This window comes from Brevundimonas sp., from assembly GCF_035999125.1.
GTDB lineage: Bacteria > Pseudomonadota > Alphaproteobacteria > Caulobacterales > Caulobacteraceae > Brevundimonas.
This window is the reverse complement of record NZ_DASYGX010000007.1, coordinates 107,645-121,410: the sequence shown is the minus strand read 5'-3', so window position 1 is coordinate 121,410 and position 13,766 is coordinate 107,645. Positions and strand designations below refer to the sequence as shown.

The following is a 13,766-nucleotide window of genomic DNA, read 5'->3' as shown; positions in this document are numbered from 1 at the left end:
GGGAGAGGGTCAGTGGAACAGGCCCGGCGTCCACGCCTCGACCACGCCCGTGGCGTTGCCGCCCGAGACCACGTCCCCGCCGGCGATCGCCACCACCGCGCCGTTCAGCGCCACCGCCGCCAGCCCGTGGCGCGGCGTCCTCATGTCCGGGCCGCGCTCCCAGACGTCGCGCGCGACCGCATAGACCCAGGTCTCGGCGAACACCCCGCCGCCGCCGCCCTCGGCGCGCGGCCGGAACCACTCGCCGCCGAAGGCGATCAGCCGGCCATCGACCGCCACCATGGCCAGGCCCCCGCCCACCTGCTGCCCCGCCGCCTCGGACCGCGGAATGGGCGCCAGGGTGTCCCAGCGGTCGGCGACCGGATCGTAGCGGTCCAGCCGCCCCGTGCCGCCCCCCGTGACGGTGCGCCCGCCCGCGACCCACAGCGCCCCGTCCAGCACGGCGCCCGCCGCGCTGTTGCGCGCCATGGGGCACGGCCGCGCCGTCTCCCACCGCCCGCCGGCCAGCACCAGGTGGCGGTCCACGTCGGCCTGGTCGTTCCAATTCGCATTGGCCGCCCCGCCGGGACTGCGCCCGGTGACCAGATGAACCCGCCCGCCGTGGCTCAGACCCACCGCCTCCGCCTGCGGCACGGGCAGGGCCGGCCCCGCCGCCCATTCGGTCGCGCCGGGCGTCAGCGACCAGACCTCCGTCGCATTGGTCCACTCCCCCGCCCCGGACCGGCCATAGCCGCCGATCGCCCACAGCGTCTCGCCCTCGGCCACCATCATCGGATGGTGCCTCGGCGCCGGCAGCATCGGCCCCTCGCCCCACCGATTCGTCGGCGGGTGGAACAGCGCCGTCCGGTCCTCGATGTGCAGCGGCTGGCCCGGCGTCGCCTTCAGCCCGCCCGCGACGGCGATCCGCCCCATCCACACGGCGGCATAGACCTCCTGCACCGCCCAGGGCATGTCGGGCCGGCTCTCCCAGCTCTCGGCGACGACCGGCCCGGATTCGTCAGGCAGGCTGGAACACGCCCCCAGGGCGGCGGCGGAGGCGATCAGGGCGCGACGGTCGATGCGGGTCATGCGCCCAGACTGGCCCGAAACCGCCGCCTGTGCCATATCCCGCCGCGTCCCCGGGCATTCCGCCCGTCAGGAAGTCCATGTCCGAGATTGCGCGACAGGCCTGAGGCCTCGCAGCGAGCCTGTGAAGAGCCTCTGACCCGCCCTTCGGAGCCCGTGCTCCGGAGCGTCCCGTCACGCCTTTCGGACACCACCCAAATGAACATCTCCCGTGCGGAACAGCGCACGCTTCACTGCCTGGCCCAAGGCGGCGGCATCGTGCTGGAACGCGACCCGGACGGCCGCGTGCTGGCGGCCCTCTGCTACACGCGCGACGGCTTCCTGCTGGCCGACTGCACCCTGTCGGTCTGGAAGAAGCTGAAGACCAAGGGGCTGATCGCCAGCCGCGGCGGCGGACCCTATCGCGTCAACCGCGACGGCCTGGCCCGCATGCGGGCCCAGCTGGACAACCGCGTCTCAGCCCGCCGCTGGTAGCACCCGCAGGAAAAGGACGCGCGCGGCCCCCCAGTCGCGCGCGTCCAGCCGCTCGTATCCCGGCGTCTCGATCTCCGGCTCGTCCACGCCGCGTTCGAACACCAAGATCGCGCCGGGCGCCAGCCAGTCCCCCTCCGTCAGCCGCGCCAGCGTCTGCTCGCCCAGCCCTTGGCGGTACGGCGGGTCCAGGAACGCCAGGGTGAAGGCCTCCCCCGCAGAGCCCGGCCGCGGCCCCAGATCGGTCGCGCTGCGCCGATGCACCCGGCTGCGCCCGAACAGGCCATAGGCGTCCATGTTCTCGCGGATCGCCCCCCGCGCGCCGTCGTCCGTCTCCACAAAGAGACAGAAGGCCGCCCCGCGCGACAGCGCCTCGTATCCCAAGGCGCCCGAGCCCGCGTACAGGTCGATCACCCGCTGGTCCTGCAGCCCCTCCGCCCACGGCGCGTGCTCCAGGATGTTGAAGATCGCCTGCCGCGCACGGTCGCTCGTGGGCCGCGTCCCCTGCCCCTCCGGCGCGACGATGGCCCGGCCCTTCAGCGATCCGGCGACGATCCGCATCCTCAACTCCACTTCTGCGGCGGAGCCGCGGCCGCCAGCGCTTCCAGCCGCTCGCGCAGGGCCGCGGTGAACCCCGGCCGGTCCTGCCCCTCGGCCCAGACCAGCGGCGCACCGACCAACGCCGTGCAGTTCATCGGCACCGGCGTCCGCGCCCCCTTGGGCAGCACCCGGTCCGCGCCCTGGATCCAGATCGGGATCACCGGCGCCGCCGGATACGCCTCGGCCAGCCGCGCCACCCCGCCCTTCAGGTCGCCCATGCCCTGCCCCGACCCGCGCGTTCCCTCGGGGAAGACCAGGATGATCTCGCCCCGCTCCAGCGCCCGTCTGGCGGGGGCCAGCACATCCTCGCCCCGCGTCACCTTGCGGGAGATCGGGCTGATCCCGATCAGGTTCAGCGACACCCAGCTGATCGCCGGATTGGCCAGGAAATAGTCCGCCGCCGCCACCGGCCGCACCTTCGCCAGCGTCTTCGCCGGGAACAGGCTCAGCAGCATGAAGGCGTCCATGTGGCTGGCGTGATTGGCGGCGATGATGGCCGGCCCCGTCCGGGGCAGCCGCTCGCGCCCCACCACGTCCATGCCCGTCAGGAACCGCACGAGCGGCCGGGCCAGCCCCGTCAGGAACGCCTGCCGGATCCAGCTGTGCGGCCGCGCCGCCTCTCCGGGCTCAGTAGGGGGTGAGCGCATAGTAGGCCACGAGGTGGAAGAACAGGGGGGCGGTGAAGGTCAGGCTGTCGATCCGGTCCAGCAGGCCGCCATGGCCGGGGATCAGCCGGCTGGTGTCCTTGACGCCCAGGTCGCGCTTGACCGCGCTCATGGTCACGTCGCCCGCGAATCCCGCCACCGGCAGCAGCACGGCCACGACCGCCGCCTGCCAGCCGTTCAGCGGCGTGAACGTCGGCGCCAGCAGACAGAAGGCGCCCGCCGTCAGGATCCAGCCGCCGACGAACCCCTCCCACGTCTTGTTCGGACTGACCGCCGGCAGGATCTTGCGCCGCCCGAAGGCCTTGCCGCACAGGAACTGGAACACGTCGTTGGCCTCGGTCGCCACCAGCAGCAGGAACACCAGCCCCGCCGCCCCCGCCGGCGCTTCGTCTGCCGGAACCTTCATCAGCAGCGGCAGCACCGCCAGGTTGAAGACGCAGACGATGACCGCCCAGGTGATCGTCGCCACCGTGGCCAGATAGGCCCGCGTCTGGCCCGCGATCGCCATCAGGAAGGGCGTCACCAGGAAGAACCAGACCGGAATGGCGACCAGATAGATGCGGTACTGGTCCAGCGCGACCAGACCATAGGTCAGCGGCACGGTGAGATAGGCCCACAGCACGATCAGCCGGTCCTCGCGCCGCAGCGGCGCCAGAGACAGGATTTCCCTCAAGGCAACGAACGAGATGGCGGCGAACAGCACCGTCATGGCCGCCCAGCCCAGCGCCAAAGCCAGGGCGACGGCGGCGATCATCACCCACCACGACTGGACCCGCAGCCGCAGCTCGGTCCAGTCCTTGTTCGGCTTCGTCCGCTGCAGGAACAGCACCGCCGCCGACGCGAATGCCAGCACGACGGCCAGCCCGGCGAAGCCCCACAACAGCGGCGGCCGGACCTCCCCCAATCCCGCTGTCAGCAGGTCGCCCATGGCCTAGACTGCTCCCGGAATCAGGTCCGGACCCAGTATGGCCCAGCCGCCCGCCCCGACGCACCCCCTCCGCTCCACCGTGGGCCACGTCGCCTTCGCCGTGGTGGCCATGGGCGGCTGGGCGGCTTTCGCCAACCGGGACCACGGCACGACCGCCATGGCGACGGCCTTCGCGGCCCAAGGCGTGCTGTCCGGTCTCATCACCCTGCTGATCAAGCGCTGGCTGGAATGGGCGCATGCGCGACTGACCGGCCCCGCCGCCCGGTTGCTGCCGCCATTCGCCAGTTGCCTGACGGTCGCGGGGCTGCTCACCGGCGCCCACGCCTTCGTCGGTACGCCGGAGGTGCTGACCACCGTCGCCGTGCCGTGGACCGTCTCCACGATCTACGCCTTCGCCTACGCCCTCAGCCTGGAGCGCAAATGACCGAGAGCCGCCGCCCTCTGAAGTCGCGCGGCACGGGCTGGGCCCGCGCCGCCGCCGCCGGACTGGCCCGCATGGGCGCGACGCCGGACCTCATCTCGGCCTCGAGCCTGCTGTTCGCCGCCGCAGGCTTCACGGCCTTCTGGCTCAGCGCCGACGCCGAGGGCTCGGGTCGGGCGGGCTGGCTGCTGCTGGCGGGCCTGTCGATCCAGCTGCGGCTGCTCGCCAATCTGCTGGACGGCATGGTGGCGGTCGAGCACGGGCGGGGCGGGGCCCTCGGTCCCATCTGGAACGAACTGCCCGACAGGATCGCCGACGCCCTGTTTCTGGTCGGCGCCGGCTATGCCCTGCGGCTCTACGATCCGGCGTTCGGACCCGTGCTGGGATGGAGCGCCGCCGTGCTGGCGGTGTCGACCGCCTATGTCCGGGAACTCGGCCACGCGCTGACAGGACAGGTCGACTTCGTGGGGCCGGGCGCCAAGCCGCACCGCATGGCCGCGCTGACGGCCGGCTGCGCCCTGTCGGCGATCGCCGCCGTCGCCCTGCCCGACTGGGATCGTGCCGTCCTGTGGTTGATGCTGGCGCTGGTCGTCCTGCTGACGACCGTCACAGTCGCGCGCCGCACCGCTCGTCTCGCCGCGCGTCTGAAGGGCTCAGCGCCCTCCGCGTGAGCCGCCGCCGGGCCGAGGCTTCCCGGCGCCCGGTCCCGCCCGTCCCTGGCCGCCCCGTGCAGAACCACCGGGTCCTGATCTCGGCTTGAAGTCCCGCTTGGGCGCGTCGCCCACACGCGGCTTGAAGTCCTTCTTCGGCCCCGATCGTCCCGCCGGCTTCCCGTCGCGGGCCCAGGTCTCCGACTTCGGCCCGATCACCTTGTCCTCGCGCGACTTGAACGGACGCTTCGGACGGTCGCCGGTCGCGCCTTCGGCCGGTTCGGGTCGGGCACGGGGTTTGAAGTCGCGCTTGGGGTGCTCGAACTTCGGCGCCGCCTTGGCCCAGCCCTGCTTCTTCGGCGGCCGCGAGCGGCGCTCCACCGCGTCCGCCTGCGCCGTCTCGGCCGCGCGCACCCGGCTGGGCTTGCGCGACGGGTCGGACATGGCCGAGCCCGACTTGCCCTTCACGATAGGCACGACGCTGCGGCGGCCGGGGATCGGCGCGGGCGTCTCGACCGTGTTTCCGGTCGGCAGGTTCTCCGGGCGGATGTGCTCGGCCAGCACTTCACGGATCACGCGCGGCCCCACCTCCTCGACCGACCCCACCGCCAGCGTCCCCAGCTGGAACGGGCCATAGGCCAGGCGGATCAGCCGGTTCACCGTCAGGCCCAGACTCTCCAGGACCTTGCGGACCTCGCGGTTCTTGCCCTCGGTGATGGCGACGCTGATCCACAGGTTCGCCGGACCGCGTCCGTCGCCGTCCTGCTTCTCCTTCGCCTTGTCCAGCGTCGCTTCGATCGGGCCATAGCGGACACCGTCGACGGTCACGCCGTCCTTCAGCCCGTCCAGCTGGGCCTGCGTCACCCGCCCGCGCGCCCGCGCCCGGTACTGGCGCACCAGCTCCGTCGAAGGCAGCTCCAGCGCCCGGCTCAGCTCGCCGTCGTTGGTCAGCAGAAGCAGGCCCTCGGTGTTCAGGTCCAGCCGCCCCACCGAGATCACGCGCGGCAGACCGTTCGGCAGGGCGTCGAACACCGTCGGCCGCCCCTGCGGGTCGTTGTGGCTGGTCACCAGCCCGGCGGGCTTGTGATAGCGCCAGACGCGCGTCGCCTGCGCCGACCCGATCGGCTTGCCGTCCACGGTGATGACGTCGTCGCGCGTCACCAGCACGGCGGGCGTATCGAGGATCTTGCCGTTCACGGCCACCTTGCCCAGGCCGATCAGGCGTTCGACCTCGCGGCGGCTGGCGATGCCCGCGCGCGCCATCGCCTTGGCGATGCGCTCGCTGCGCTTCGGCGCCTCCTCGGCCTTGGGCGTGCCCGGCTTGCCGGAGCGCGGCGGCCCCTTGCGGTCGTCGAACTTGCCGCCGGCTTGACGCGGGCGGGGCTTCTTGTCGTTGTCGTTCGTATGGCGGACCATGATGAGCGGTTCATGCGCATGGCGCTGGACCTCGCGCAAGCGGCGGCTGAAGCCGGAGAGGTGCCCGTGGGCGCCGTCGTGGTCGACGAGGCGACCGGCCGGGTGGTCGGAACCGGCGCCAACGCCCCCGTCTCAAGCCACGATCCGACCGCTCATGCGGAGATCACAGCCATGCGCGCCGCCGCCGCCGCGACCGGCAACTACCGCCTCACCGGCCTGACGCTGTACGTGACGCTGGAGCCCTGCGCCATGTGCGCCGGAGCCATGTCCCACGCCCGCATCGGCCGGGTCGTCTGGGCCGCCGACGATCCCAAGGGCGGGGCCGTCGTGCACGGGCCCCGTCTGTTCGAGCAGCCGACCCTGCATTGGCGTCCCGTCGCCGAGCGCGGTCCCCTGTCGGACGAATCGGCGCTCGCCTTGCGGACGTTCTTCCGTGCACGGCGCGGAACGGCGGTCTGAGATCGCGCGTTCGTCCCCGGCCGAACACCCAGGAGCCCGCATGCGTCCGACCGTCGTCCTGAGCCTGTGCCTGCTGACCGCCGGCCTGTCCGCCTGCGGCGAGCCCACGCCGCCGACCGACGACGCCGACGCCGTGCGCGAGCGTGCGCTGGAGGCCCAAACCGCCCGACGCCGCACCGGCGCCGAGATCCAGGAGCGCACGCTCAACCGCATCGTGCGGGCCGTCTACATCTGCGACGACGGCGAGCGCCTGTCGGTCGAGTTCGACAATCCGCGCGAGATGGCCACCGTCCGTACCTCGCTGGGCCAGGCCATCGACCTGTACATGGAGCGCCCTCCCGAAGGCATCTGGTACCGCGCCAGCGGCCACGACCTGCGCGGCCAGGGCCAGTTCGCCACCTGGTCCGCCGAGGGCCAGGAGCCGACCCGGTGCCGGGCCGTGGACTGACGCTCAGAGCGCCGCCAGCCGGGCGTCCAGCCCGTCGCGCACGCGCGGCCAGTCCTCGTCGGTGATCGCGAACATGACCGTGTCGCGGACGCGGCCGGTCCAGGTGATCTTGTGGCGTCGCAGCACCGCCTCGCGCGTCGCGCCCAACCGTGCGATGGCGGCCTGACTGCGGGCGTTGACCGCATCGGTGATGATCTCGACCCGGATGATCCCGCTGGCGAAGGCATGCTCCAGCAACAGGCGCTTGCTGGCCGGGTTCACCTCGGTCCCCCGCGCGGCGGGATGAAACACGGTCGACCCCAGCTCAACGCGTCGATGCGCCGGCACCAGGTCGTGCAGGCTGCTGGTCCCCGCGATGCTGCCGTCGCGCAGCCTCCGCACGGCATAGGCCGGGCCTCCGCCCGCCTGCATGTGCGCCACGCGCTGATCGAACCAGGCGTCGAACGCCTCGCCATGGCCGTTGGAGACCATGATCGACCAGGCGTCGGCGTCGCCCGCGATCGCCGCCCGCACCTCGTCCCGCAGGGCTTCGCTCAGCGGTTCGCAGCGGACCCAGGCGTTCTCCAGAACCCAGGCCTCGATCCTCACGCCGCGCCCTCGGCGACAAGGAAGTCGCGCACGGCGCCTTCGTCCACGTGTTTCTCGACGAAGGCCCGGCCGATCCCGCGCGCCAGGATCAGCGTCAGCCGCCCGCCGTGGGCCTTCTTGTCCTCCCGCATCCGCGTCAGCAGGGCGTCGACCGAAAGACCGGGCGGCAGATGGGTCGGCAGGCCGGCTTCCGCGAAGGCCCGCGCGACGCGTTCGGCCTCCTCCGCACTGCACAGTCCCTGCGCGGTCGAGAACCGGAACGCCAGGCAGCAGCCGACCGCCACCGCCTCCCCGTGCGTCAGCACCGCGTCGTCGAAGCCCAGTTCCGCCTCGACCGCATGGCCGAAGGTGTGGCCGAGGTTCAGCAGGGCCCGCGCGCCGGCCTCCTTCTCGTCCTGACCGACCACCTGCGCCTTGATCTCCACCGACCGGGCCACCACCCGCGCCAGCGCCGCCCGGTCCCCCGACAGGGCTCGGACATCTTCGCCCGTCAGCCGCGCGAAGTAGTCCGCATCGCAGATCAGGCCGTGCTTCAGCGCCTCGGCCCAGCCCGACCGCAACTGCCGCTCCGGCAGGGTGGCCAGCGCGTCGACGTCCGCCAGGACCAGTCTCGGCTGATGAAAGGCGCCCACCAGGTTCTTGCCGTGCGGCAGATCGATCGCCGTCTTGCCGCCGACGGAGGAATCCACCTGCGCCAGCAGGGTCGTCGGGATCTGGATCAGCGCCACGCCGCGCATCCACAGCGCCGCCGCCAGCCCGGCCAGGTCGCCCGTCACGCCGCCGCCCAGCGCCACCACGGCGTCGCCGCGATCCAGCCCGGCGGCGGCGATGGCCGACAGCAGGGCCTTGAGCCCCTCGAAGCTCTTGCTCGCCTCGCCGGAGGGGATCGTCGCTCCGGCATGCACCAGCCCTGCGCCGTCGAGTCCGGCTCGAAGGCGGTCGCCGTACAACGCGTCCACGGCCGCGTCCGCCGCCACGAACACGCGGCGGAACCCCAGCGCGCCGATCCGCGCCCCCGCCTCCGCGATCAGGCCACGTCCCACGATCACGTCGTAACCGGCGAACCCCGCGCCCCGCACCGGAATGGTGACCGCCGTCATGCTCCCGCTCCGCCCCTTTGTTTCCAGCCGGCCAGCGCTGCGACCACAGCCTCCACCGCCTGCGAATGGGTCCCCGCCCCGACCTCGACCGTCAGATCGGCCTCGGCGTAGATCGGGTATCGCGCCTCGGCCAGGGCGGACAGGGTGGCCCTAGGGTCGCGCCCTCGCAGCAGCGGCCGGGTGTCCCGTCGCGCCACGCGCTGCACGACCACGTCCAGATCGGCCTTCAGCCAGACGGTCAGGGCGTGCGCCTTCAGCACCGCCCGGGTGTCCGGATTGATCATCGCCCCGCCGCCGGTCGCCAGCACCTTCCGCTCGCCCTCAAGCAACCGGCGGATCACCCGCGTCTCGCCCGCGCGGAACTCCGGCTCGCCCAGGGTGGCGAAGATGTCGGAAACCGACATCGCCGCCGCCGCCTCGATCTCCGCGTCGGCGTCGAAGAAGGGCCGCTCCAGCCGCCGCGCGAGGCGACGTCCCACCGTCGATTTGCCCACGCCCATCAGCCCCACCAGCGCTATGGTGCGGTCGATGTCGGGAATCGCGGGAACGGCGGCGGTCGGCATGAGAAAGACCGGTCATACACCATGACGCCGCAGATCGAGGCCTTCCTGGAGATGATGGCGGTGGAGCGCGACGCCTCGCCCCACACCCTGTCGGCCTATGCGCGCGATCTGGCCGAGGCGGAGGCCTCCTGCGGGGGCCTGATCGCCGCCACGCCGGAGGGCATCGAGGCCTGGTATGCCGACCTGGCCCGACGCGGCCTGTCGCCCGCCACGCAGTCGCGGCGCCGCTCCGCCGTGCGCCAATTCTTCCGGTTCGCCCTGGCCGAAGGGTGGCGAACGGACGACCCGTCCAGCCGACTGGACGCGCCCCGCCGGGGCCGGTCCCTGCCCCGCGTGCTGTCGCGCGACGAGATGGACCGGCTGGTCGCCGCGACGGCCGCCGCCGACGGACCCGCGGCCCTGCGCCTGCGCGCCCTGATCGAACTGGCCTATGCGTCGGGCATGCGGGTGTCGGAGCTGCTGTCGCTGCGCGTCGAGGCCGTCCGACGCGACCCCACCCACCTGATCGTGCGCGGCAAGGGCGGCAAGGAGCGGCTGGCCCCGCTGAACGCCGCCGCCCGCGCCGCCGTCGCAGACTGGCTGGTCGTCCGCGACGCGATGCGCAAACCCGACGCGCCCGATCCGCCGTGGCTGTTTGCCTCGCGGGGCCGCAGCGGCCGTCTGACGCCGCGCCGCTTCGCCCAGCTGCTGGACCGCGCGGCGATCGCCGCCGGGATCGATCCGGCCCGCGTCAGCCCCCACGTCCTGCGCCACGCCTTCGCCACCCACCTGCTGGAAGGCGGGGCCGACCTGCGCGTGGTCCAGACCCTGCTGGGCCACGCCGACATCGCCACCACCCAGATCTACACCCACGTCACCCAGGACGCCCTGGCCGAAACCGTCCGGACGCGGCATCCCTTGGGACGCAAGGGTTAACCTCCTTGGCGGGGGGTTGGTGACGTCGGATCACTGCGGCATACTCAGGTCATGACCCAGCAGTTTTACGTCAAGGCGCTGTGGGACGCGGATGCGTCGGTCTGGTTCAGTGAGACCGACATCCCGGGTCTTGTCCTGCAAACGGAGACGCTCGCGGAGTTTGAGGATCTGATCCGCCACTTCGCTCCAGACCTGCTCGCGTCCAACCTCGGGATTCACGAGCCCGTGGCGATCCGTTTCGAGGCGGCCCGTCAACTGGACTTGGCGGCGGCCTGAACCGCGTTGCCGACTTATCCCCCACCGCAAAATCGACGGCAAAGTTGATCGGCTGGGAGATTCGGCATGCCGAACCATTTCTATCGCGAGCTGACGAAGCTCTTGGCATCTGCCGAGTTTGAACGCGTGCCCGGCGGCAAAGGCAGCCATGAGAAATGGCGCAACCGAATGACAGGCATTCAAGTGACGGTGCCGTCGAAACCCCTCCGGCACATCGCCAACGAAATTCTCAAACAGGCCGGGCTGCCCAAGGCCTTCTGAACCGGTGCTTGCCGCGCGACGTTGACCTGACTAGTTTCCGCCGCCTTTCGCAGGGGTCGCTTCGCCCCGCCGCCCGGATCGCCTGATGGCCGCCCACTATCTCGACTTTGAAAAGCCGATCGCCGACCTGGAGGCCAAGATTGAGGAGCTGTCGCTGCTCTCGGCCTCCGCCTCGGCCGGATCGTTCGACTCGGAGATCGAGGGCCTGCGCAAGAAGGCGGACCAGCTGCGCAGGAAGACCTATGCCGTGCTGGACCCGTGGATGAAGACCCAGGTCGCGCGGCACCCGAACCGGCCGCACTTCGTCGACTACGTCGCGGGCCTGTTCGAGGATTTCACCGAACTGCGCGGCGACCGCCAGTTCGGCGACGACCAGGCGATCCTGGGCGGCCTGGCCCGGTTCAACGGCGCGCCCGTCGTCGTCATGGGCCAGGAGAAGGGCCACGACACCGCCAGCCGCCTGACCCACAACTTCGGCATGGCCCGGCCCGAGGGCTATCGCAAGGCCGCGCGCCTGATGGACCTCGCCGATCGGTTCGGCCTGCCGGTCGTCACCTTCGTCGACACGGCCGGCGCCTATCCAGGTCTGGGCGCCGAGGAACGCGGTCAGGCCGAGGCCATCGCCCGATCCACCGAGCGCGGGCTGACGCTGGGCGTCCCGTCGGTGGCCGTGATCACGGGTGAAGGCGGCTCGGGCGGGGCCATCGCCATCGCCGCGGCCAGTCGCGTGCTGATGCTGGAGCACTCGATCTACTCGGTGATCTCGCCCGAAGGCGCGGCCGGCATCCTGTGGCGCGACGGCGCGCGGGCCAAGGACGCGGCCATGGCCATGAAGATCACGGCGCCCGACCTGCTGGGCCTCAAGATCATCGACCGGATCATCCCGGAGCCCGTCGGCGGCGCTCACATCGACCGCGAGGGCGCGATCGCCAACGTCAAGGAAGCCCTGTCCGAAGAGCTGGCCGCCCTGGCCGACCTCGACGCCGACGCCGTCCGTCGCGCCCGCGCCGACCGCTTCTACGCCATCGGCCGGATGAGTTAGACGCCGGCGGTCGCTTTCGCGCCCCGCGTCTGCTTGCGCCACAGGGCCGCATACTCGCCGCCGACGCGCGCCACCAGTTCGTGATGCGCGCCCCGCTCGACGATCCGGCCAGCCTTCAGCACCAGGATCTGATCCGCGTCCGCCACCGTCGACAGACGGTGCGCGACCACCAGAGTGGTCCGACCGGCGCGGGCCTTCTTCAGCGTCTTCTGGATCGCCGCCTCGGTACGGCTGTCCAGGGCGCTGGTCGCCTCGTCCAGGATCAGCACGCACGGATCGGCCAGCAGGGCCCGCGCGATGCCCACGCGCTGGCGCTCCCCGCCCGACAGCTTCAAGCCCCGCTCGCCCACCTTGGTGTCCATGCCGTTGGGCAGCCCGCGGATGAAGTCAGCCAGCTCCGCCGCCTCTGCCGCCTCCCACACCGCCTCATCCTCGGCGTCCGGCCGGGCGAAGGCGATGTTGGCGCGGATCGTGTCGTTGAACAGCGCCACGTCCTGCGGCACCAGGGCGACCGCTCGGCGCAGGCTTTCCTGCGTCACCTCGCGCACATCGCGCCCTTCGATCCGCACCGTGCCGACCTGCGGGTCCAGCAGACGCAGCGCCAGCTTCACGATGGTCGATTTGCCCGAGCCCGAGGGGCCGACCAGCGCCGTCGTGGTGCCGGGCGCGGCGACGAAGTCCACGTCCTCCAGCCCGTTGGCCCGCGCGTCGTGGCGGAAACCGACAGTCTCGAACTCCAGCGACGCCCCGCGCGCGTCGGCGGGGCGCGGCAGCGGCTGGGCGTGCGGCGCGTCGGCCACCTGCGGCGTCTGACGCGTCACCTTCAGCATCTCCTCCATGTCGATGAAGGACTGTCGGATTTCCCGATAGGCGAAGCCCAGGATGTTCAGCGGCTGGTACAGGCTGATCAGGATCAAAACCGCCGCCGTCACGTCTCCGGGCCCCATCCGTCCCGCCGCGGCTTCGAAGCCGGCCATCACGGCCATGACGCCCAGGCCGACGTTCATGATCGCCGCCTGGATCAGGTTCAGCGCCGCCAGCGAACCGTTGGCCTTCAGCGCGGCCGAGACGTAGGTCTCCAGCGCGCGGTCATAGCTCTCCGCCGCCCGACGCTCGGCCCCGAACGACTTGACCGTCTCGTAGTTCAGCAGGGCGTCGACCGACAGGCCGGCCGCCTCCGTGTCCGCCGCGTTCATGGCCCGGCGGTGCTCCAGCCGCCAGTTGGCCATGCCGAAGGTCGCGATCGCGTAGATCACGACCACAGCGACCGCCAAGGCGCCGAACCGCCAGTCGTAAAGTCCCGCCAGCACGCCTGCGGCCAGGATCAGCTCCACCGCCGTCGGCCCCAGGTTGAAGGCGATGATCCGCAGCAGGAAGTCCACCGCGCGCGAGCCCCGGTCCATCGTCCGCGACAGGGCGCCGGACCGCTTGGTCTGGTGGAAGTCCAGCGACAGGTTCAGCGCATGGGCGAAGGTCTCGGCCGCCGTCTTGCGCTGGGCCGCCGCCCGCACCGGCGCGAACACAACGTCGGACAACTGCGGCGTGGCCGACGACAGGAACCGCACGAAAGCCCAGCCGATCGCCAGGGCCGCGAACGACAGGCCGACCGTCGCAGCCGCCGTCTGCCCTTCCGCCAGCCGGTTGACCGCCGCGCCCAGCACAAGAGGCGCGAGCACACCCAACCCCTTGCCGGCCAGCGTCAGGCCCAGCGCCCCCGCGATGCGGGCCTTCAGCTGCGGCGCGCCCGACCGACCGACCACGCCGAACAGGTCGCGCAGGGCGACCCAGGTGCCGGGGGTGTCAGGACTGGTCGGCTCCGTCGGACCCAACGCCTTGACCTGGGGGTCGGCGCGACGGCCCGCGGAGCGCTCTCCGCGCATCGCCATGCGTCCCATATG

The 13,766-nt window shown here is 71.9% G+C and carries 18 protein-coding genes; 9 read left to right on the top strand and 9 right to left on the bottom strand.

Annotated features, from left to right (window positions below; translation table 11 throughout):
- Positions 1-9 precede the first annotated feature (9 nt).
- Entirely contained in the window at positions 10-1,068 is a 1,059-nt protein-coding gene (locus VGN45_RS06160) for a Kelch repeat-containing protein (protein ID WP_327460428.1), read from the bottom strand.
- 195 nt (positions 1,069-1,263) lie between these two features.
- Here VGN45_RS06160 and VGN45_RS06155 point away from each other — a divergent pair, with 195 nt between their 5' ends.
- Positions 1,264-1,539, top strand: coding sequence for a YjhX family toxin (locus VGN45_RS06155; RefSeq protein ID WP_327460426.1), 276 nt, complete (start codon positions 1,264-1,266; stop codon positions 1,537-1,539).
- On the opposite strand, the gene rsmD is transcribed toward VGN45_RS06155, so the two are convergent.
- The 3 genes from rsmD to VGN45_RS06140 are packed head-to-tail and all read right to left on the bottom strand — an operon-like array spanning position 1,522 to position 3,729.
- Complete coding sequence (gene rsmD / locus VGN45_RS06150; protein WP_327460424.1) at positions 1,522-2,097, bottom strand: 16S rRNA (guanine(966)-N(2))-methyltransferase RsmD; 576 nt, start codon at positions 2,095-2,097, stop codon at positions 1,522-1,524. The two genes, VGN45_RS06155 and rsmD, sit on opposite strands and share 18 nt — an antisense overlap.
- Positions 2,098-2,099: 2 nt before the next feature.
- A complete protein-coding gene (locus VGN45_RS06145) occupies positions 2,100-2,783 on the bottom strand; it encodes a lysophospholipid acyltransferase family protein (RefSeq protein WP_327460422.1) in 684 nt (227 codons plus the stop codon).
- Entirely contained in the window at positions 2,764-3,729 is a 966-nt protein-coding gene (locus VGN45_RS06140) for a phosphatidate cytidylyltransferase (protein ID WP_327460420.1), read from the bottom strand. Before VGN45_RS06140 ends, VGN45_RS06145 begins: the two co-directional genes overlap by 20 nt.
- Positions 3,730-3,766: 37 nt before the next feature.
- On the opposite strand from VGN45_RS06140, the gene VGN45_RS06135 reads away from it, so the two are divergent.
- Together VGN45_RS06135 and VGN45_RS06130 are read left to right on the top strand one after the other, a co-directional pair.
- Entirely contained in the window at positions 3,767-4,153 is a 387-nt protein-coding gene (locus tag VGN45_RS06135; protein WP_327460418.1) for a hypothetical protein, read from the top strand.
- Positions 4,150-4,821, top strand: coding sequence for a CDP-alcohol phosphatidyltransferase family protein (locus VGN45_RS06130; RefSeq protein ID WP_327460416.1), 672 nt, complete (start codon positions 4,150-4,152; stop codon positions 4,819-4,821). Before VGN45_RS06135 ends, VGN45_RS06130 begins: the two co-directional genes overlap by 4 nt.
- Here VGN45_RS06130 and VGN45_RS06125 read toward each other — a convergent pair.
- Complete coding sequence (locus tag VGN45_RS06125) at positions 4,804-6,216, bottom strand: pseudouridine synthase (RefSeq protein WP_327460414.1); 1,413 nt, start codon at positions 6,214-6,216, stop codon at positions 4,804-4,806. The genes VGN45_RS06130 and VGN45_RS06125 overlap by 18 nt on opposite strands.
- A 12-nt stretch (positions 6,217-6,228) precedes the next feature.
- Here VGN45_RS06125 and VGN45_RS06120 point away from each other — a divergent pair, with 12 nt between their 5' ends.
- Entirely contained in the window at positions 6,229-6,675 is a 447-nt protein-coding gene (locus VGN45_RS06120; protein WP_327461228.1) for a nucleoside deaminase, read from the top strand.
- Between the two features lie 40 nt (positions 6,676-6,715).
- On the top strand, positions 6,716-7,123 hold the full coding sequence (locus tag VGN45_RS06115) for an MliC family protein (RefSeq protein WP_327460412.1): 408 nt from the start codon (positions 6,716-6,718) through the stop codon (positions 7,121-7,123).
- A 3-nt stretch (positions 7,124-7,126) separates the two neighbouring features.
- On the opposite strand, the gene VGN45_RS06110 is transcribed toward VGN45_RS06115, so the two are convergent.
- From VGN45_RS06110 to VGN45_RS06100, 3 genes are read right to left on the bottom strand one after another with little or no spacing between them, the layout of a single operon-like run.
- Entirely contained in the window at positions 7,127-7,711 is a 585-nt protein-coding gene (locus VGN45_RS06110; RefSeq protein ID WP_327460410.1) for a GNAT family protein, read from the bottom strand.
- A complete protein-coding gene (aroB, locus tag VGN45_RS06105; protein WP_327460408.1) occupies positions 7,708-8,811 on the bottom strand; it encodes a 3-dehydroquinate synthase in 1,104 nt (367 codons plus the stop codon). The genes VGN45_RS06110 and aroB overlap by 4 nt, the downstream gene beginning before the upstream one ends.
- Positions 8,808-9,374, bottom strand: a complete 567-nt coding sequence (locus tag VGN45_RS06100) for a shikimate kinase (RefSeq protein ID WP_327460406.1) — start codon at positions 9,372-9,374, stop codon at positions 8,808-8,810. Before VGN45_RS06100 ends, aroB begins: the two co-directional genes overlap by 4 nt.
- A 21-nt stretch (positions 9,375-9,395) precedes the next feature.
- On the opposite strand from VGN45_RS06100, the gene VGN45_RS06095 reads away from it, so the two are divergent.
- The 4 genes from VGN45_RS06095 to VGN45_RS06080 all read left to right on the top strand — a co-directional run bounded on the left by VGN45_RS06095 (position 9,396) and on the right by VGN45_RS06080 (position 11,868).
- Positions 9,396-10,289, top strand: coding sequence for a tyrosine recombinase (locus tag VGN45_RS06095; protein WP_327460404.1), 894 nt, complete (start codon positions 9,396-9,398; stop codon positions 10,287-10,289).
- Between the two features lie 51 nt (positions 10,290-10,340).
- The gene (locus VGN45_RS06090) at positions 10,341-10,565 is read left to right on the top strand and encodes a DUF1902 domain-containing protein (RefSeq protein ID WP_327460402.1); all 225 of its coding nucleotides are present in this window, start codon (positions 10,341-10,343) and stop codon (positions 10,563-10,565) included.
- Between the two features lie 66 nt (positions 10,566-10,631).
- Positions 10,632-10,826: a type II toxin-antitoxin system HicA family toxin gene (locus tag VGN45_RS06085; RefSeq protein ID WP_327460400.1), complete on the top strand. Its 195-nt coding sequence runs from the start codon at positions 10,632-10,634 to the stop codon at positions 10,824-10,826.
- Positions 10,827-10,911: 85 nt separating this feature from the next.
- Positions 10,912-11,868 carry an acetyl-CoA carboxylase carboxyltransferase subunit alpha gene (locus tag VGN45_RS06080; protein ID WP_327460398.1) on the top strand — a complete coding sequence of 319 codons (957 nt, stop codon included), beginning with the start codon at positions 10,912-10,914 and terminating at the stop codon, positions 11,866-11,868.
- Here VGN45_RS06080 and VGN45_RS06075 read toward each other — a convergent pair.
- A complete protein-coding gene (locus VGN45_RS06075; RefSeq protein WP_327461226.1) occupies positions 11,865-13,748 on the bottom strand; it encodes an ABC transporter ATP-binding protein/permease in 1,884 nt (627 codons plus the stop codon). The genes VGN45_RS06080 and VGN45_RS06075 overlap by 4 nt on opposite strands.
- Positions 13,749-13,766: the final 18 nt, after the last annotated feature.